Here is a 17,164-nt window from a genome sequence, read left to right as displayed (position 1 = left end):
GGTCAGCTCCAGATCTTCCAGGGGGCGCGGCCCTGCTGCCAGAGGTCTTCGAGGCGCTGGCGGTCGCGCAGGGTGTCCATGGGCTGCCAGAAGCCGCGGTGCTTGAAGGAGTTCAGCTGGCCCTGGGTGGCCAGGGCCTTGAGGGGGGCCTGCTCCCAGATGCACTGGTCGCCGTCGATCAGGTCGATCACGGGGGGCTCGAGCACGAAGAAGCCGCCGTTGATCCAGGCATTGTCGCCGTCGGGTTTCTCCTCGAAGTCGGTGACGACATCGCCGTCGAGGTGCAGGGCGCCGTAGCGGCCGGGGGGCTGGACGGCGGTGAGGGTGGCCTGCAGGCCCTGGCGCTGGTGGTGGGCGATCAGGGCGGTGATGTCCACATCGGCGACGCCGTCGCCGTAGGTGAAGCAGAAGGATTCCCCGGGCGGCAGGTAACTGCGCACCCGGGCCAGACGGCCGCCGGTGAGGGTGGCGTCGCCGGTGTCGACCAGGGTGACCTTCCAGGGTTCGGCCTTCTGGCGGTGCACTTCCATATGGTTGAGATCCATATGGAAGGTGACATCACTGGTGTGCAGGAAATAGTTGGCGAAGTATTCCTTGATCACATAACCCTTGTAGCCACAACAGATGATGAAATCGTTGATGCCGTGGTGACTGTAGATCTTGAGAATGTGCCACAGGATCGGCTTGCCGCCGATCTCCACCATCGGCTTGGGCCGCAGGTGGGTCTCCTCTGCGAGTCGGGTACCCAGTCCACCGGCCAGGATGACGGCTTTCATCGAGAGGGAAGGCGGGGAGGGAATGGCTGAACCGCCGACCGCGTCAGGCCGCAAGTTCAAGGCTGCGGGGGGAACCTAGCAAAGGATCCCTACCGTCCCAGGCCATTCCAGGCCTGGAGCGCAGGTGGATGGCCTGGGTGGTGGGAGACCACCCGCGGGTGGCGGCGTGCCGCACCCCCTCCTGGCTCGCCCGCAATCACAGCTCCTCTTTGGATGTTTCGTGACCATATTCGGCCTAGAGGGGCGGGTTCACAGGAGCATGGCAAGGTTCAATTGCCAGCCGCATGGCCACAATCGACATAGCGCTTGGCGATCTATTTTTAATGACCTTGTTGGGCCGCGGCGTTGGAAATACGAGCCTCACCCCCTCCCACACCCGCATGAATCCAGAAGCACATTAATCAGACGAGCAAGCCATTCCACGCTCAAAGGTTATGTCAGCCTTCAGAAGCAAGTCGCCGCCCATGACCCTTCGGCCGAAGAAGGGACTCAGAATGCGTACAGCTCAGCCTCGATGTAAATAATCTGTGCGCTTACAGGAAACCCAAACGAAAGAACAGTGGCCCGACTAGTGGCAACGAAGACAATGGACAACAACGAGTGCCTTGTCAGAGATTAGTGTCAAGATAATCCTCTGTCGCCTTGACAAGTTGCTTGACAAAGTAAATGTGCTTGCGAATATCGTCCTTTGTTACTGGGTGCGGAACCGGAAGGCCCGCAATTGGGCGTAAAGAGCGATGCGCGATGTCTCCCCTCTTTCTTACAAGGCGATTCAACTCTGCTTTAGCTTGTTCCTGCTTACAATTGTTCCAACACCAGCCCTCAGTGACGTCCAATGCAAGATACTTCTTGAAGATCATTTTTACGCGATCAACATTGGGAGAGTTGAAGGTCTTAAGGTCAACCTCTAAAGATTGCCGGTAAAAGACTGCTAGCCTCTCGTCCGCACCGCTCAACTGACATGCTGCACTTACTGCTTCTGATAGCCGATCTTCAAAGTAGGTTTCCAATGCTGCAAGCGCCATAACCAAGCTGGCACGCTTGAGGACTTCAATCTCAGGGGGTGGAGGCTGCCTATTCAAAGCATCAAAGTGCCGGATGAGATCTTCAGAGTCTTGAATAGCATGATGAAAGTTCTCAAATGCTTGTGAAGTCATTCGTCGGAGTTTGAATGCTTAGAATCATCAGCAGCGGCAGCCCGCTGCACTAGTGGAGCAAGTTATTCTCCATCCACTGCATCGTGCCGATAGACCGCCTCTATGATCACAAGCCAAGCCCATTGCACTCGATACAGCTTTTCAGGTTAGGCGCAGCAGAGAATGCAGGGACAATATAGGAAAAGACGTTGGCTTCATCACTAAGATCCTTAAAGATGTCTTCCAATTCTCGCTCTTCGCCTTTACTCGCCTTAGCGTATGTATCTTTGTGCATTTCGGCAAGGATGAAGATGTTAAAAAAGAACTTGTACCTTAGGCGGTAAAGCATCCTTTGGCCAAGGGCCAACTTGATCCCGTCAAGCGAATCGCTTAAGTACTTGATTTCAATAGCAATGCCATCCTCATTAATTGTCAGGTCGGGCCTGTGGCGCTTGCCAAAGCAATAAACGCTTTTGACGATTGTATCCTGATCGGTTTGAGAGAATATCTTTCCCTTCAGTCTATCTGAGTGGGCTGCGAGCGTTTGCGTGAATGCAAACTCAAACCCGCGCTCGCTCTTTCCTGTAAGCGCAAAGCGAGTCTTTTTAACAATTGCGTCAATTGCAATCACGTCATCCCAAACAGAGCCGCGGCGTATTCCCTTTTCAAAGCCCATGGCCTCATGCAAAGCGAGTATGGGCAAGAAGCTTAGCGATCCCGCCCTGGGAACGGCTGACTTGAAGATCAGCGGCGGGCATTTTCTCTCTACATTCGCGATGAATTCTCGGACCTGCCCGCTGGATTATAATGCTGGATGGCGGCAAATCAAAATACCGTTCCCAGGACACTAGATTACTTGCATAATTGCATGTCAAGTGGGCATTGGTTGGTGACATTTAGACTGAACAGTAGTTCCTTTCATCCATTGATGTGTGGCCTTCTGTCGAAGGCTCAGCTCTCCGACCCTTGCATCACTTACATCCCTAGGGTCTATCATTGTGGAGGCACTGGCACGCCGGCTAGCCAAAGCATGGTGAAGGGCCACAATGGGCGGTAGAGTGACTCAACTCTTGACTTCCTGCAAAAGCGACCCCCTGCTAATGCCCGTCTCGAATTGCGTTGAAGTTGGTTCGGGCATCCAGCTGACCAAGCTTCATGTTGAAAACTTTAAGTCGCTTGTAAACTTTGATATTTCATTCTCAAAGTTTAGTTGCCTCATAGGCTTAAACGGCTCAGGCAAGACAACTGTTCTTCAGTTTATAGACTTCCTTTCGCAGTTATCGAAAGGCGATACATTGGACTGGCTCAAGACGAGACAGTGGTCCTCTAGTGATCTCCACTCAAAGCTGACTAGCCAAAGACTTATCAAGTTTAGCGCAACCTTTTTGCTTGATGAGATTGGTCAAGTCATATGGGAGGCAACCTTTAATCCGGACCTTAGCCGATGTACTTATGAGCGAATTAGCATTGATAAATTGATATTGATGCTCGCAGAAGAGAAAAAACTATCGCTACACAAGAATGTAGACAATTCTGTGCCGCCTATTCAGAACTATCCAATCATCTTTGACTATCAAGGATCAGTCATTTCTCAACTTGGCCATGATCTGCTTGGCAACTTCCACCCCGCTCTCCTTAAAGTTAAAGAGTTCTTGTTGAAAACCCACAGTCTTGAGCTGCTTTCTCCTGCATTTCTTCGCAGGCGATCACGCAACTCAGAAGGTGGGATCGGCTATGGAGGAGAGCAGATGACTGCAGTGCTTTATGGTCTTGGGCGTTCTAAGCGAAATGAAATTCTTGCAAAACTCAAAACTGTGTATCCGTACCTGCAAGAAATTGATGTTAGTCAGCTCCAAGCGGGCTGGAAAAAGCTTAGCGTAGTTGAAGAGTATAGTTCCAAAAAGTATAGTTTTGAGTCCAAGCACGTGAACGATGGCCTGCTTAGATTACTGGCAGTCTTTGCGCAGCTAAAGTATGATGATGGTTTTGTCTTGTTCGACGAGATTGAGAATGGTATCAATCCCGAGCTGATTGAGTTCGTAATAGATCTTCTCGTTGAGAGTCCGCATCAAGTTCTTGCATCTACCCATAGCCCAATCGTGTTGAACTATATTGAGGATAACGTCGCGATCGAGGGGCTTATCTATATTTATAAAGGGCAAAATGGCTTCACAAGGTCAATCCCATTCTTTTCAATTCCCAGCATGAACGAAAAGCTTTCAGTCATGGGTCCTGGCGATGTATATCAGGACACCAGTCTTGTAGAACTTCAAGAAGAGATCATCTCTCTAGGGTATCTTGAGCCGCACCAATGATCATTGTGTTCAGCGGTGAAGGGCCAACTGACTTAGGATCAACATACGCTGGGACCTTCTCTCCAGGTCCAGTAGCACTCATGATAAACAGATGGATTTTCAAACGTATTGGATATTCTTTATTGGAGACTAATGGCGCGAACTATTATGTCTGTAAGGCGACTTTGGCGGATATTGCCAAGCAACTCCCGAGAGCGGCATTGTTGCGAGGGAAAAAGGCAGACCGTGGTGGACTTAGCTTGGAGACTAGATATTACTTCCAGAATGCTCGTGCACTAGTTGCATGGATTAGGGAACAGAGGCTAGAGCAACCTGCCATAGCACTCTTGTTTCGAGATGCGGATGGTACCGCGAGTGCAGGCAGGGGTGAATGGGAACACAAAGTTAATTCAGTTATTCATGGCTTCCATTTTGAGAACTATCCATATGGTGTGGCGGCCATTGCAAAGCCTAAATCCGAAGCATGGTTCCTCTGTGCTGTGCGATACAACTACGCCAACTGCCAATCTATAGAGGCTTCGTCTTCGGGCAATGATGCTTCTCCAAATAGTTTAAAGCAGCAATTGGAAGCGGCAATGCATCAGAGATTCGGGTGTGGCTGCTCTCGAGACGATCTGAATCAGATAGTATCCGACGGACTTATTGATGAGCAAGAGATAGATATGCAAAGCCTAAATCTGGTTAAGTCCCAATGCAATGATGTAGTTGACTTGATCTTCGGCATCTCGCCACGCGCATAACCCAACGGCGCATGTCTAGCCTACGAAAAAGATGTCTCGAGATTTCACCTATAGACGATTTCGTTCAACCTTGTGCAACCACCCAACTTGTTATCCGGTGGTCCCGTGAACCACCCACAGCCCATAGGCCCATTCCCGACAAGACGGTTGAGTTCAAAGCAAACTGTGCCTTAATTCCTTGGCACGCAGCGACACTCGATCCAGAAACGCCAACTCCAACCGCAGTTAGCGCGTCCGTGAACCACTTGTGTTCACGGCTACAACAGAGCGCAATGGTGTGATTCAAACGGGGGTGCTCCAGCGGCAGCCCCTGCGCCTTCGAGGCCCGCAAGCCGCCGCGCAGGTTGGCCATCTGGGTCAGGCCTTTCTTCTGCAGCTGCTGCGTGGCCAGGGCGGAACGGCTGCCGGAGTGGCAAAGCACCACCGTGGGACGATCCGTGGGGATCTCGTCGGCTCGCGTCGGCAACTCGGGCAAGGGAATCAGCAGGCTGCCCGGGATGCGACCGTCCGGGCCCTGAACTTCCGCTTCGGAGCGCACGTCCACCAGCGTCAGGGTCTCGCGGTGGTCGGCCACCCAGTCGGCCGTCAGTTCCGGCAGGCCGGCATAGCTGCGCTCGATCGGTGCCCAGTCGTCCGCCTCCTCCAGGCCGCCGTCAGCGGGCCGGCCGGAGCGCAGGTTGGCCGGCACGGCCACGGAGATCCGGTTGGGGTGGGGGAGGTGCAGGTTCTCCATGTAGCCCACGAAGTCGCGCTCGTCGGTCTCGCCCCCGAGCCGGGCGTTGTAGGCCTTCTCCTCGGCCACCGAACTCACCGCCCGGCCGCTGTAGTCATGGGCCGGGTAGAGCAGGCAGTGGTCGGGCAGGGAAAGGAGCTGCTCGGTGATCGAGTGGTAGAGGGTGGCGGCATCCCCCTGCTGAAAGTCGCAGCGGCCGCAGCCCCGCACCAGCAGGGCATCGCCGGTGAAGGCCACGCTGTGGGTCATCGAGCACGACGCTGAGGCAACCGTCGGTGTGACCAGGGGTGGCGCGCACCTCCAGAAGGCGGCCGCCGAAGCTCACCCGATCCCCATGGCGCAGGGGCAGGGTCACGTTCTCGGCCCCGGCAACCGCCGCCAGGGCGATGGCGCAGCCGGTGGCCCGGTGGAGTCGCCAGCTGCCGGTCACGTGGTCGGCGTGGACGGGGTGTCGAGGCTGGCGACCAGCTTGGATGCCCAGCTCCCGGATCAGGGAGAGATCACGCGGATGCTGCTCGTACACCGAATCGATCAGCACCCCCTGCCGGGAGGCCACATCGGCCAGGAGGTAGATAAAGGTGCTGGTCTCGGCGTCGAACAGCTGCCGCAGCAGCAGCGGCGCACCGCCGGCGGCGGCCGCCAAGGCGAAGGGAGCGTTGGAAGCCATCGCGTCGGGGGCGTCAGCCCTTCAGCTTGGGGCGGCCTTCCGCAAGCACCCCCTGCAGGTAGGCGACCACGAACATCCCGGCCAGGCTTTGACGCCGAGGGTGAGGACCATGACCATCAGTCCCAGTCCGAGGAACAGCCCCCCGACCAGGTAGGACGTGACGCCATTGGGAAATGGGAAGCCCAATCGATGCGGTCCCCGAAACCGCTAGGGCCATAAACACATTAGTGGACGTGGGCAAATCAAGGCCGTGCACGGTTATAGGAGGTCTTGAAAGCTGGCTCTTGTGAGCTTGACATCACGAAGAATGCTTGCCAGAAGTCCAGGCCCCAACGTTTCATTGGAATGAACGGGCACAACCGTCGCTCTACCGTCTGGGTGCCTCAGGAAATGGTGACTACCTTTCACCCTGATTTCCCCAAAGCCAATGTCTTTCAACGCTGCGATGAGAGCCTTTCCTGAAACCGCAGAATATCTCGTCACACCTCGACGGTAACGCGCTGCACTCCTACGAAGTCAAGCGACTCAGGAGCGGTACCGGCGACTTCAAGGCAGAGCTCAATGGCCTCCTTGACTCGCTCCATCAATTGATCCAGGGATCGGGCCTGCGTATGGCAACCGGGCAGTGCCGGGACGGTCGCCACAAAGAAACCTTCTGAATCCCTTTCGACGACGACATCAAATTGTCTGGACATTGAAGACACCTCCTCAATTCACTCTAGCGGCTTTGCCTCTGCTCTCTCCGCCCTGGCTCACAAGCCGACCAGACCTCCCGGTCAGTCAGAGTCAAACGCCTTGATCACTGGCAGCGCACCAGGAAACATCTCACCCAGCGCCCCCAACTCCATCCGCTCCACCCGTTCCGGATCCACCCGCCCCCACACACTGGTGCCCAGCAGCGCGTAGCCGAAGGCGCCAGCCGGAGCCACCCGTCCTGCATGAAACGTGCCACCGGCAATCGCCAGCTGGGGCCGCTCCCCTCCCACCAGATCGCTCCCCACCCGATGCCGTGAGGCCACGCCATCGGCGGACACCAACAGCACCTCCAGTGGATCGCCCAGGTAGTGGTGATACACCTGATCCTGGGCGATGCGATGCAGCTGGATGCCCCGCTCCGGGCTGGCCAGGAAGTAGAGGGCACCGCCAGGGATTGCTCCGGCCGTGTAGCTCTGGGCCACCAGGCCGCAGGTGCGGTGGGGCTCCAGGCCCAGGAGGGTGATCACCTCCTGGGCCGTTGGCTGTGCCACCCCCAACCTCAGACCCCCAGCGGTTCCCCCTGCGCCTTCTTCTGCTCGGCCAGCACCTGCTCGAGACCCTCGATGTCTTCGTCGGTGATCTTGGTCTGCATCGGGCAGTGCTTGGGGCCGCACATCGAGCAGAACTCGGCCTGCTTGTAGATATCGGCCGGCAGGGTTTCGTCGTGGTACTCGCGGGCCCGCTCCGGATCCAGGCTCAGGTCGAACTGCTTGTTCCAGTCGAAGGCATAGCGGGCGCGGCTGAGCTCGTCATCGCGGTCGCGGGCGCCGGGGCGGTGGCGGGCGATGTCGGCGGCGTGGGCGGCGATCTTGTAGGCGATCAGGCCCTCACGCACGTCTTCGGCGTTGGGCAGGCCCAGGTGCTCCTTCGGCGTCACGTAACAGAGCATCGCCGTGCCGTGCCAGCCGGCCAGCGCCGCGCCGATGGCACTGGTGATGTGGTCGTAGCCGGGGGCAATGTCCGTCACCAGAGGACCGAGCACGTAGAAGGGCGCCTCGCTGCACTCCTCCATCTGCTTCTTGACGTTGAACTCGATCTGGTCCATCGGCACATGGCCCGGACCCTCCACCATCACCTGCACGTCGTGCTTCCAGGCGCGGCGGGTGAGCTCACCCAGGGTCTTCAGTTCCGCCAGCTGGGCCGCATCGGAGGCATCGTGCTGGCAGCCGGGGCGCAGCGAATCCCCCAGGGAGAAGCTGCAGTCGTAGCGCTTGAAGATCTCGCAGATGTCGTCGAAGCGGGTGAACAGCGGGTTCTGGCGGTGGTGGTACAGCATCCACTGGGCCAGGATGCCGCCGCCGCGGCTCACAATCCCGGTGAGGCGGCCCTTCACCTTGGGCAGGTGCTCGATCAGCAGGCCCGCATGGATCGTCTGGTAGTCGACGCCCTGCTGGCAGTGCTTCTCGATCACATGCAGGAAGTCGTCCTCATCCAGCTTCTCGATCATCCCGTGCACGCTCTCCAGCGCCTGGTACACGGGCACCGTGCCGATCGGCACCGTGGAGGCGTTGATGATCGCCGTGCGCACCTCATCGAGGTTCACGCCGCCGGTGGAAAGGTCCATCACGGTGTCGGCGCCGTACTTCACCGCCAGCTTCAGCTTGGCCACCTCCTCGTCGAGGTCGGAGGCATTGGGGGAGGCGCCGATGTTGGCGTTCACCTTGCACTTTGACGCAATGCCGATCGCCATCGGCTCCAGGCCGGGGTGCTCAATGTTGGCGGGGATGATCATGCGGCCCCGGGCCACCTCCTCCATCACCAGCGACTCGGGCAGGTTTTCCCGCTTCGCCACGTAGGCCATCTCCTCGGTGATCACCCCCTGGCGGGCGTAATGCAGCTGGGTGACGTTGGCTTGACCACGACGCTTCTGGATCCAGGCGCTGCGCATGACGGGCTACGGCAAAGGACGGGGGCGCTGCCGGAGACTGGTTTCACATTCCTGTTCCACTTCCCTGCGCCGGCATGACCCGGATCAGGTTCGGAGGGTGTGATCTCAGCCCTGGGCGAAGCGATCGGTGGATCCTGCGCCGGGCACCCCTAGTGACGCTCGAAACCTAGCAAGGCTGGACGGGGGTGGGGCCAGGGCTGAAAGGGGGCGGGGCCAGGGCGGAACGGGGACCGGGCTCCGCCACCACGAATCCCGGTTCTGTACAGGCTGTACAGGTCTGGGGAACAACGCGCCACCCCATCCCCGGCGCCCACGAACCGTCGGATCGGCGCAGGTGCAGGCGTCAGGCCTGCAGACCGTCCAGGGCAATCGCCGTCACCCGGTGGTCGCCGTCGCCCTGCAGCGCCGCGAGGGCCTCGCGGGCCTGGGCCGCCTCCGGCCCCCGGCCCTCGCGCACCAGGCGGCCCAGGATCTCGGCCCCGCCGGCCCGCACCGTGCCGTCACCGTCGGTCACCGCCTCCCGGGCCAGCTCCAGCAGCCAGGCCGGCGGCATGGCCTCCTGCTCGGCCAGGGCCGAGAGGATGCTGCAGCGCACCAGCCACTGGTCGTCGGCCACGAACGCATCCCGCAGCAGGGGCCAGGCCCGCTCCACCCCGTAGCTGGCCAGGGCGTTGGCCGCCTCGGCGCGCACGTTGGCGTCCTCGTCCTGGCGCACGGCCGTCTCCAGGGCCGCCCAGCCGGCCTCGCTGCGCTTCACCCCCAGCCCGGCGCAGGCCAGCGAGCGGATCACGAAGGTGGTCTGCTCCAGCCCCAGCAGCAGCAGCGGGATCGCCGCCTCCGCCTCCACCCCCCGCAGGCCCGCCAGGGCCGGCATGGCCTTGCTCGGATCACCCGAGGCGATCGCCTGCCGCACCGCTTCCAGATCGGGGGTGGATTCACTCACGGGGATCAGGGCGGGGATCCTTCACCTTGGCGCAGCTCGCCGCCGGCTGGGGGGGCCTGCCGCAGGGCCCGCAGCAGCTCGGCCCGACGCCGCCGCCGCCGGATCCAGCTGGTGGTGAGCAGGCCGCCGCCGATCACCAGGGCGGGCACCGCCGGCAGCCGGTCGGTCCCCTGGCGGGTGAACAGCACCAGCAGGGCCAGCAGGATCAGCAGCGGCGAGGAGAGCGCCAGCAGCGCCGCCCGGAAGCGGGAGGGCCGACGGCCGCTCAAACCGGCTGCTCCATCCAGCGCAGCAGGCTGAGGGTGAGGACCTTGATGCCCACCTCCAGGCAGCCCTCATCCGGATCGAAGCTGTTGCTGTGCAGGGGCGTGCAGCCGCCGGGCCCGGCCACCCCCAGGCGGAACATGGTGCCGCGGGTGCCCTCCAGCAGCTGGGCGAAGTCCTCGGCCCCCAGGGACGGCTGCTCCAGCCACTGCACCCGGGCGCGGCCCAGCAGAGCCACGGCCGTGTCGGCCACCAGCTGGGTGAGCTCCGGATCGTTGTGCACCGGCGGCGAGATGCAGCGGTAATGCACCCGGGCCTCGCCGCCGTGGCCCTGGCAGAGGGCGTGCACCGTGTCCTCGATCCAGCCCGGCAGCTGGGCGTGCACCTCCAGATCCAGGCAGCGCACCGTGCCCAGCAGGCGCACGTGGTCGGCGATCACGTTGAAGGCCTTGCCCCCCTCGATCAGCCCGAAGCTCACCACCACCGGATGGAGCGGATCCAGCCGCCGGCTGATCGCCTCCTGCAGCCCGCTCACCACCCGGGCGGCGATCCAGATCGCATCGGTGCTCTGGTGCGGGCGGGCGCCGTGGCCCCCTTCCCCCAGCACCTCCACCTCCAGCTCCCCCGCCGCGGCCGTGAGGCTGCCGCTGCGCACCCCCACCGTGCCCACCTCCAGGCTCGGGAACACGTGCACCCCGAACAGGGCCTGCACCCCCTCCATCGCCCCGTCGGCCCGCATCCAGGCGGCCCCCTCGGCCGTCTCCTCCGCCGGCTGGAACAGCAGCCGCACCCGGGCCGTGAGCCGGTCGGCCACGCCGGCCAGCAGCCGTGCCACCCCCAGGCCCACGGTGGTGTGGATGTCGTGGCCACAGGCATGCATCAGGCCCTGGCGGCTCGACGCGTAGGGCAGCTCGGTGCGCTCCTCGATCGGCAGGGCGTCCATGTCGGCCCGCAGGGCCACCAGCGGCGCCCCCACCGGCCCCAGCTCGGCCACCACCCCGGTGCGGCCCACCCCTTCGCGCACCTCCCAGCCCCAGCGCCGCAGCTCCCCGGCCACCAGGGCGGCGGTCTGCTGTTCGTGGCCGCTCAGCTCGGGGTGGCGGTGGATGTGGCGGCGGATCTGGATCAGCTCCGGCAGCAGCGTCTGCAGGGTGTCCTCCAGCCCCAGGGCGTCCCAGGTGGCATCAGCCGGGGCCATGGGGGACAGGGGGGGAGGCGTCATGGACGGGGGTGGTTCAGGAGGCCAGGGCCAGGAACTGGGCCAGAGCCTGCACGGGCACGGGCGGCCAGCGCCGTATCTGCAACAGCCATTCTTCCTGCCGGTAGCGGGGATCGAGCCCGGAGGCCGCGGCCCAGTGGCTCTCCGCCTCGCCCCGGGCCCCCCGCCGCCACAGCAGCGCCGTCAGGCCGGCACGGGCATCGGCGAACAGGGGATAACGGCGGATCAGGTCGCGCAGCTGCTTCTCCGCCACCGTGGTGTCCCCCAGCTGGAAGGCGGCCAGGGCGGCGCTGGAGCGGGCCATGGCGAAGCCCGGCCGGGCGGCGGCGGCCGCCTCGAAACAGGCGCGGGCCGCCGGCCAGTCGCCCCGGGAGCCCTCCACGTTGCCCAGGTTGTAGAGGGCGGAGGCATCCTCCGGATTCCGTTCCAGGATCCACTGGTAGTCCGCGGCGGCGGCACTCCACAGGCCCAGGGCCTCCTCGGCGGTGCCGCGGTTGAGGTGGGGGTCGGCGCTGGCGGGCTCCAGCTCGATGGCCTTGTCCTGGTCGGCGATCGCCGCCCGGGCGTCCCCCAGGGCCAGCTGCACGTTGCCGCGGTTGCTCCAGGCCGAGGCGTCCTCGGGCGCCAGATCCACCACCCGGTCCCACAGGGGCAGGGCCTCGCCGAAGCGCCCCTCGCGGCTGGCGGCCAGGGCCTGCTCGAACAGCGCCGGCAGCGTCGCCGCCACCCCCGCCGCCGGCCAGGCCAGCAGGCCCACCAGCAGCAGCACCAGCAGGGGCAGCACCGCCGCCGCGCGCCGCCTCATGCCGCCACCGCGGAGGCACCGTCGAGGTGGGCGCGGCCGGCCGGCGTGACGATCCGCCCCCGGGGCGTGCGCTGCAGGAAGCCCAGCTGCAGCAGGTAGGGCTCCACCACCGCTTCGAGGGTGGCGGGGTCCTCCCCCAGCCCCGCCGCCAGGGTTTCCAGCCCCACCGGCCCGCCGCCATAGGCCTCCATCATCAGGCTCAGCAGGCGCCGGTCGCTGGCATCGAGGCCGCGGCCGTCCACCCGGTGCAGGGACAGGGCCTCCTCCACCAGCGCCGCATCGATCCGGCCGTGGCCCCCCACCGCCGCCACATCCCGCACCCGGCGCAGCAGCCGGTTGGCGATGCGGGGCGTGCCCCGGCAGCGGCGGGCCACCTCCTGGGCGGCGCAGGGCTGCAGGGCCAGCTGCAGCAGACCGGCGGCCCGCACCACGATCGCCTCGAGGTCGCCCTGGCCGTAGAACTCCAGCCGCTGGATCAGGCCGAAGCGATCCCGCAGCGGCGAACTGAGCGAGCCGGCGCGGGTGGTGGCCCCCACCAGGGTGAACGGGGCCACCTCCAGGCTGCGGGTGCGGGCCGTGGTGCCCTTGCCGACGGTGAGATCGAGGCGGAAGTCCTCCATCGCCGGGTAGAGGATCTCCTCGGCCACCCGGTTGAGCCGGTGGATCTCATCGATGAACAGCACCTCGCGGGGCTGCAGGTTCACCAGCAGGCCGACGATGTCGCGGGGGCGCTCCAGGGCCGGGGCGCTGGTGATGCGGCAGCGCACCCCCAGCTCCTCGGCCAGCACCAGGGCCATGGTGGTCTTGCCGAGGCCGGGGGGGCCGTAAAGCAGCACGTGGTCGAGGGCCTCCTGGCGGCGGCGGGTGGCCTCCACGGCGATGCGCAGCACCTGCTTGAGCTCGCTCTGGCCGATGTAGTCGTCCAGCCGGCGGGGCCGCAGGCCGTCCTCCCGCACGGGGGGCTCCTCGACGGCGGCGGTGGGGTCGACAAGCCGCTCCGGAGCCGCTCCTGACCGCTGCCCCCGGGGAGCGGGTGCGGCCGTTCCTCCCGAAGAGATGATCGCCATAGCTGGAGGGTACCGGCTGCTGCCTAGGGTCGGGGAGCACCCAGGTGATCAGGAACGCGGCGATGGCGAAGGGGCCCGGCAGGAAGGGCGGTGGCGCCAAGGGCGCCGATCCGGCCAACCGGCTGCTGGCCGACAACCGCCTGGCCCGTCACCAGTACGAGATTCTCGAAACCCTCGAGACCGGCATCGAGCTGCTCGGCACCGAGGTGAAGTCGATCCGGGCCGGCCAGGTGAACCTGCGCGATGGCTTCTGCCTGATCCGCAACGGCGAGATGCAGCTCCACAACGTCCACATCTCCCCCCACAGCCACGCCGGCAAGTTCTTCAACCACGAGCCGCTGCGGGTGCGCAAGCTGCTGGCCCACCGCCGCGAAATCGACAAGCTGCGCGTCGCCCTCGACCAGAAGGGTCTCACCCTGATCCCGCTGAACCTGCACCTCAAGGGTTCCTGGATCAAGATCACCATCGGCCTGGGCAAGGGCCGCAAGCTGCACGACAAGCGCGCGGACGAGAAGAACAAGCAGATCGCCAAGGAGACCCGGGCCGCCGTCGCCCGGCTCTGAGCGACTTCAGGGGTTGGTGGCCTCCGGCCTTCAGGGGTTGGTAGGCGGCGGCGGTGCCGCAGGGGCCGGGGCCGATGGCGCAGCGGGGGCCGGGGCGGCCGGGGCCGGGGTGGCGCCGGGGGTGGCCGGAGCGGGCGTGGCCGGCGTGTCCTGCGGTTCCTCGGGGGCCGGTGGGGCGTCCGGCTCCGGCGGCGGCGTGGGGGCCGGTGGATCGGCCCGCAGCGACAGGCGGATCAGGGCCGGGGCGACGCCGTCGTTGGTGAGCAGCAGCTGCACCGGCGAGCTTTTCTGGGAATCGAGGGTGACCACCCGCAGCGGCCCCCTCGGCTCCAGCAGGGTGCCCCCGGCCGAGTAAACGCTCATCTGGAGCAGCGGCGAACCGCTAACGCCGAGGGCGAGGCCATGGCCGGCGGGCAAGCGAATCGGGAACAGGCGCGCCCCGCTGGCGGGCACCTCGGCCGACAGCACCTGGGCGGTGCCGGAGGGGGCCTCGATCGGTTCGATCCTCAGGTTCTCCAGCATCATCTCGGCGGCCGCGTACCAGATCTGGCGGAACGGTTCCGGCGGGATCGCCTGGGAGGCCCGGCTCGGCAGCAGGTTCTGGACGCTGGCCGACACCAGCTCCCGCAGCACCGCCGGGCTCAGCCCCTGGCGCACGAAGGTGCCCTGGCGCTGCTCCCAGTCGCTGGCACTGAAGCTGCCCAGCCGGCGGCGCAGAGGCAGGGGCAGCTGTTCCACCCGGGCCAGCCATTCCTCGGCCAGTTCGTTCCACACCCGCCGCAATGGCGCGTCCTCCAGGGCATCGGAGGGGAGGCGACCGTTGCGCTCGGGGTACTGGGCCAGCAGGGCCGCATCCACCAGGCTCAGGAACCAGGCCCGATCCACCTGCATCGCCCGCAGGCGGTTGAGCAGCTGCTGGCGCTGATCCACCTCCGAGGGGGGCAGGCTGCTGGGAAGCTCGCTCTGGCCGCCGGGGGCCGGGGCGGCCACCTTGCCGCGGCTCAGCCACCACCAGCCCACCGCCGTCCCCACGACCGCCGACAGCACCAGGGCGATCAGCACCGGCCAGAAGCCCCCCTCGGCCTCCTCCTCCCGTTCCTCATGGCGGCGGCGCACGCTGTCGGTCACGGCCACGGCGGCCGGTGGCGCTGGCGGGCTGGCGGCCGCCGTGCGCAGTGGCAGCTGGGGCTCCGCCCGCGGCGCCTGCGGCGATCTGCTGGCGCCGATCAGGCCCCCCTCCCCGGCGACCTCGGCCGGCCGCCACTCCTGGGCCGCCTCGGATGGCGGAGGTGGGGCCGGGGCCGGCGGTGGCGGCGGTGGCGCGGCGGCCTCGGGCACCAGCACCACGGTGCGGTCGGCCCGCGGCACCGGACCCATGCTGTCGGGCATCGCCAGCGACTGGAACGCCACCAGGGCCTGGCCGGCGGAGGCGAAACGCTCCTCGGGCTGGCGGCTGAGCAAGCGCTGCAGCTGGCGCAGCAGCTCCGGCTCGTGCTCGAGCGCCGCCGGCCAGCGCCACTGCATCGTCGCCGGATCGAGCAGGCGCTCCGGCGCGTCGCCGCTCAGCAGCACCAGGGACATCACCCCCAGGGCGTGCAGATCCATCCAGGGCTGGGCGGGCTCGCCCCTGGCCAGCTCCGGCGGGGCGTAGCCCGGGGTGGCCCCCAGCAGCCGCTCGCCGGCGGGGCCGCCGGCCGTGCCCCGCACCAGGCCGAAATCCAGGGGCACCGGCAGGCCGTCGCTGTCACGGCGCAGCAGGTTGGCGGGACTGAGGTCCCCGTGCAGCAGGTCCTGGCTGTGCAGGGCGGCGAGCACCGGCAGCAGCTGGCGCAGCAGCAGCAGCACCTCCCCCGCCCCGAACACCAGCTGGCGCTCGGCGCGCAGGTCCAGAAGCTGCTGGTAGGTGCGGCCCGCCTGCCACTCCCGCACCAGCCAGAGCTGGTCCTCGGCTTCGATCACAGCGCCGATGCGGGGAACCTGGGGATGGAGCACCCCCTGCAGCCGCGACCACAGCTCCCGGGCCCGGGCCTGGTCCTGCTCCGGCCCGATGCGGCGCAGGGCCACGGGCGCATCGGCGGCCAGCTGGTCACTCGCCTGCCACAGCTCCCCCTGGGGCCCGCCCGTCTCCGCCGCGAGCCGGCGCTCCAGCCGGTAACGGCCGCCGATCACCTGGCCCTGGGCTGCGGTCATGGGATCAGGGCCGTTCCGGTGCGCTGGGGCTGCTCCAGGCCGCGGCCCGCCAGCCAATCCGGGTCGTAGAGGCGGGAGCGGTAACGATCGCCGCTGTCACAGAGCACGGTGACGATGCGATGACCAGGCCCCAGCCGTCGGGCCGTCTCCACCGCCGCGGCCACGTTGATCCCCACCGAGCCGCCCATGAACAGGCCCTCCTGCCACAGCAGGCCGTAGATCGTGCGCAGGGCCATGGGGTCGTCGATGCGCACCGCGTCATCGATCGGCGCCCCCTCCAGGTTGGCGGTGACGCGGCTGTTACCGATGCCCTCGGTGATCGAGTTGCCCTCGCTCTTCAAGGTGCCGTCGGTGGCCCAGCTGTAGAGGGCGCTGCCGCAGGGGTCGGCCAGGACGCAGCGGATCCTGGGATCCTGCTCCTTGAGATAGAGGGCCACCCCGGCGTAGGTGCCGCCGGTGCCGGTGGCGGCCACCCAGGCATCCAGCCGGCCCCCGGTCTGCTGCCAGATCTCCGGCCCGGTGCTGCCGTAGTGGGCGCGCCGGTTGGCGAGGTTGTCGAACTGGTTGGCCCACACGGCGCCGGGGGTCTCCTCGGCGATGCGGCCCGAGAGACGCACGTAGTTGGCCGGGTCGCTGTAGGGCACGGCGGGCACCGTGCGCACCTCCGCGCCGAGGCTGCGCAGCAGGCCGATCTTCTCCGCCGACTGGGTCTCGGGGATGACGATCAGGCAGCGGTAGCCGCGGGCATTGCAGAGGTGGGTGAGGCCGATGCCGGTGTTGCCGGCGGTCCCCTCCACCACCGTGCCCCCCGGCTTCAGTTGGCCGCTGGCCTCCGCCTCCTGGAGGATGCCCAGGGCGGCCCGGTCCTTGACCGACCCGCCGGGGTTCATGAATTCGGCCTTGCCCAGGATCTCGCAGCCGGTGAGGGCGCTCAGGGCATGGAGCCGGATGAGCGGCGTCCCGCCGACCGCCCCGCTGAAGCCCTCGGTGATCCCGGTGCTCATGCCGTCGCTGTGGGCTCCCATGCGGCTGGCCTTCTCCATGGCTGCGTGGCCGGATCGTAGGGAACATCCCTATGGTCGGCCCCAGAGAACGGCAGGAC

Annotated in this window: 19 protein-coding genes and 1 riboswitch; of the genes, 3 read left to right on the top strand and 16 right to left on the bottom strand. The window is 65.1% G+C overall.

Going from position 1 to position 17,164, the window contains the following annotated elements:
- Nucleotides 1-2: 2 nt before the first annotated feature.
- The 3 genes from rfbF to VB738_RS15485 all read right to left on the bottom strand — a co-directional run bounded on the left by rfbF (nucleotide 3) and on the right by VB738_RS15485 (nucleotide 2,588).
- Entirely contained in the window at nucleotides 3-776 is a 774-nt protein-coding gene (gene rfbF / locus VB738_RS15495; protein WP_323306600.1) for a glucose-1-phosphate cytidylyltransferase, read from the bottom strand.
- 608 nt (nucleotides 777-1,384) lie between these two features.
- A complete protein-coding gene (locus VB738_RS15490) occupies nucleotides 1,385-1,933 on the bottom strand; it encodes a HEPN domain-containing protein (RefSeq protein WP_323306599.1) in 549 nt (182 codons plus the stop codon).
- Between the two features lie 106 nt (nucleotides 1,934-2,039).
- Nucleotides 2,040-2,588 carry a hypothetical protein gene (locus VB738_RS15485; RefSeq protein ID WP_323306598.1) on the bottom strand — a complete coding sequence of 183 codons (549 nt, stop codon included), beginning with the start codon at nucleotides 2,586-2,588 and terminating at the stop codon, nucleotides 2,040-2,042.
- A 424-nt stretch (nucleotides 2,589-3,012) separates the two neighbouring features.
- On the opposite strand from VB738_RS15485, the gene VB738_RS15480 reads away from it, so the two are divergent.
- Both VB738_RS15480 and VB738_RS15475 read left to right on the top strand, forming a co-directional pair.
- Nucleotides 3,013-4,227, top strand: coding sequence for an AAA family ATPase (locus tag VB738_RS15480; RefSeq protein WP_323306597.1), 1,215 nt, complete (start codon nucleotides 3,013-3,015; stop codon nucleotides 4,225-4,227).
- A complete protein-coding gene (locus VB738_RS15475) occupies nucleotides 4,224-4,967 on the top strand; it encodes a hypothetical protein (protein WP_323306596.1) in 744 nt (247 codons plus the stop codon). The genes VB738_RS15480 and VB738_RS15475 overlap by 4 nt, the downstream gene beginning before the upstream one ends.
- 64 nt (nucleotides 4,968-5,031) lie before the next feature.
- Here the strand turns inward: VB738_RS15475 and VB738_RS15470 are convergent, their stop codons facing one another.
- The 11 genes from VB738_RS15470 to ruvB all read right to left on the bottom strand — a co-directional run bounded on the left by VB738_RS15470 (nucleotide 5,032) and on the right by ruvB (nucleotide 13,309).
- The gene (locus VB738_RS15470) at nucleotides 5,032-5,700 is read right to left on the bottom strand and encodes a rhodanese-like domain-containing protein (protein ID WP_323306616.1); all 669 of its coding nucleotides are present in this window, start codon (nucleotides 5,698-5,700) and stop codon (nucleotides 5,032-5,034) included.
- A 94-nt stretch (nucleotides 5,701-5,794) separates the two neighbouring features.
- On the bottom strand, nucleotides 5,795-6,367 hold the full coding sequence (locus tag VB738_RS15465; RefSeq protein WP_323306595.1) for a hypothetical protein: 573 nt from the start codon (nucleotides 6,365-6,367) through the stop codon (nucleotides 5,795-5,797).
- Nucleotides 6,368-6,625: 258 nt separating this feature from the next.
- Entirely contained in the window at nucleotides 6,626-6,850 is a 225-nt protein-coding gene (locus VB738_RS16480) for a type II toxin-antitoxin system HicA family toxin (protein ID WP_416233191.1), read from the bottom strand.
- Nucleotides 6,847-7,062: a type II toxin-antitoxin system HicB family antitoxin gene (locus VB738_RS15460; RefSeq protein ID WP_323306594.1), complete on the bottom strand. Its 216-nt coding sequence runs from the start codon at nucleotides 7,060-7,062 to the stop codon at nucleotides 6,847-6,849. Before VB738_RS15460 ends, VB738_RS16480 begins: the two co-directional genes overlap by 4 nt.
- A gap of 81 nt (nucleotides 7,063-7,143) precedes the next feature.
- Nucleotides 7,144-7,614: a cupin domain-containing protein gene (locus VB738_RS15455; protein WP_323306593.1), complete on the bottom strand. Its 471-nt coding sequence runs from the start codon at nucleotides 7,612-7,614 to the stop codon at nucleotides 7,144-7,146.
- An 8-nt stretch (nucleotides 7,615-7,622) separates the two neighbouring features.
- Nucleotides 7,623-9,011, bottom strand: a complete 1,389-nt coding sequence (thiC, locus tag VB738_RS15450; RefSeq protein ID WP_216920261.1) for a phosphomethylpyrimidine synthase ThiC — start codon at nucleotides 9,009-9,011, stop codon at nucleotides 7,623-7,625.
- A 44-nt stretch (nucleotides 9,012-9,055) separates the two neighbouring features.
- Nucleotides 9,056-9,172, bottom strand: a riboswitch (TPP riboswitch).
- Nucleotides 9,173-9,354: 182 nt separating this feature from the next.
- The gene (locus VB738_RS15445; RefSeq protein WP_323306592.1) at nucleotides 9,355-9,954 is read right to left on the bottom strand and encodes a HEAT repeat domain-containing protein; all 600 of its coding nucleotides are present in this window, start codon (nucleotides 9,952-9,954) and stop codon (nucleotides 9,355-9,357) included.
- 5 nt (nucleotides 9,955-9,959) lie between these two features.
- Nucleotides 9,960-10,223 (bottom strand): DUF3188 domain-containing protein, encoded by a 264-nt coding sequence (locus VB738_RS15440; protein ID WP_323306591.1) that lies wholly within the window; start codon nucleotides 10,221-10,223, stop codon nucleotides 9,960-9,962.
- On the bottom strand, nucleotides 10,220-11,440 hold the full coding sequence (locus tag VB738_RS15435) for an amidohydrolase (protein ID WP_323306590.1): 1,221 nt from the start codon (nucleotides 11,438-11,440) through the stop codon (nucleotides 10,220-10,222). The genes VB738_RS15440 and VB738_RS15435 overlap by 4 nt, the downstream gene beginning before the upstream one ends.
- A gap of 13 nt (nucleotides 11,441-11,453) precedes the next feature.
- The gene (locus VB738_RS15430) at nucleotides 11,454-12,242 is read right to left on the bottom strand and encodes a tetratricopeptide repeat protein (protein ID WP_323306589.1); all 789 of its coding nucleotides are present in this window, start codon (nucleotides 12,240-12,242) and stop codon (nucleotides 11,454-11,456) included.
- Nucleotides 12,239-13,309 (bottom strand): Holliday junction branch migration DNA helicase RuvB, encoded by a 1,071-nt coding sequence (gene ruvB, locus VB738_RS15425; protein WP_323306588.1) that lies wholly within the window; start codon nucleotides 13,307-13,309, stop codon nucleotides 12,239-12,241. The genes VB738_RS15430 and ruvB overlap by 4 nt, the downstream gene beginning before the upstream one ends.
- Nucleotides 13,310-13,371: 62 nt before the next feature.
- On the opposite strand from ruvB, the gene smpB reads away from it, so the two are divergent.
- On the top strand, nucleotides 13,372-13,872 hold the full coding sequence (gene smpB, locus VB738_RS15420) for an SsrA-binding protein SmpB (protein ID WP_159817618.1): 501 nt from the start codon (nucleotides 13,372-13,374) through the stop codon (nucleotides 13,870-13,872).
- Between the two features lie 30 nt (nucleotides 13,873-13,902).
- Here the strand turns inward: smpB and VB738_RS15415 are convergent, their stop codons facing one another.
- The gene (locus tag VB738_RS15415; protein ID WP_323306587.1) at nucleotides 13,903-16,062 is read right to left on the bottom strand and encodes a serine/threonine protein kinase; all 2,160 of its coding nucleotides are present in this window, start codon (nucleotides 16,060-16,062) and stop codon (nucleotides 13,903-13,905) included.
- Nucleotides 16,059-17,087 (bottom strand): cysteine synthase A, encoded by a 1,029-nt coding sequence (locus VB738_RS15410; RefSeq protein ID WP_323306586.1) that lies wholly within the window; start codon nucleotides 17,085-17,087, stop codon nucleotides 16,059-16,061. The genes VB738_RS15415 and VB738_RS15410 overlap by 4 nt, the downstream gene beginning before the upstream one ends.
- Nucleotides 17,088-17,164: the final 77 nt, after the last annotated feature.

It is taken from the genome of Cyanobium gracile UHCC 0139 (genome assembly GCF_034931325.1).
In the GTDB taxonomy this organism is placed as follows: Bacteria; Cyanobacteriota; Cyanobacteriia; order PCC-6307; family Cyanobiaceae; genus Cyanobium; species Cyanobium gracile_B.
Note: the sequence above shows the minus strand (reverse complement) of the source record. Positions and strands in the feature narration are given on the sequence as shown.

Excerpts from the sequence above, each read along its gene's own strand:
- rfbF (WP_323306600.1), bottom strand. The coding sequence starts at position 776 with ATGAAAGCCGTCATCCTGGCCGGTGGACTGGGTACCCGACTCGCAGAG.
- VB738_RS15490 (WP_323306599.1), bottom strand. The coding sequence starts at position 1,933 with ATGACTTCACAAGCATTTGAGAACTTTCATCATGCTATTCAAGACTCT.
- VB738_RS15485 (WP_323306598.1), bottom strand. The coding sequence starts at position 2,588 with ATGGGCTTTGAAAAGGGAATACGCCGCGGCTCTGTTTGGGATGACGTG.
- VB738_RS15480 (WP_323306597.1), top strand. The coding sequence starts at position 3,013 with ATGCCCGTCTCGAATTGCGTTGAAGTTGGTTCGGGCATCCAGCTGACC.
- VB738_RS15475 (WP_323306596.1), top strand. The coding sequence starts at position 4,224 with ATGATCATTGTGTTCAGCGGTGAAGGGCCAACTGACTTAGGATCAACA.
- VB738_RS15470 (WP_323306616.1), bottom strand. The coding sequence starts at position 5,700 with ATGGAGAACCTGCACCTCCCCCACCCCAACCGGATCTCCGTGGCCGTG.
- VB738_RS15465 (WP_323306595.1), bottom strand. The coding sequence starts at position 6,367 with ATGGCTTCCAACGCTCCCTTCGCCTTGGCGGCCGCCGCCGGCGGTGCG.
- VB738_RS15460 (WP_323306594.1), bottom strand. The coding sequence starts at position 7,062 with ATGTCCAGACAATTTGATGTCGTCGTCGAAAGGGATTCAGAAGGTTTC.
- thiC (WP_216920261.1), bottom strand. The coding sequence starts at position 9,011 with ATGCGCAGCGCCTGGATCCAGAAGCGTCGTGGTCAAGCCAACGTCACC.
- VB738_RS15435 (WP_323306590.1), bottom strand. The coding sequence starts at position 11,440 with ATGACGCCTCCCCCCCTGTCCCCCATGGCCCCGGCTGATGCCACCTGG.
- VB738_RS15430 (WP_323306589.1), bottom strand. The coding sequence starts at position 12,242 with ATGAGGCGGCGCGCGGCGGCGGTGCTGCCCCTGCTGGTGCTGCTGCTG.
- ruvB (WP_323306588.1), bottom strand. The coding sequence starts at position 13,309 with ATGGCGATCATCTCTTCGGGAGGAACGGCCGCACCCGCTCCCCGGGGG.
- smpB (WP_159817618.1), top strand. The coding sequence starts at position 13,372 with ATGGCGAAGGGGCCCGGCAGGAAGGGCGGTGGCGCCAAGGGCGCCGAT.
- VB738_RS15415 (WP_323306587.1), bottom strand. The coding sequence starts at position 16,062 with ATGACCGCAGCCCAGGGCCAGGTGATCGGCGGCCGTTACCGGCTGGAG.
- VB738_RS15410 (WP_323306586.1), bottom strand. The coding sequence starts at position 17,087 with ATGGGAGCCCACAGCGACGGCATGAGCACCGGGATCACCGAGGGCTTC.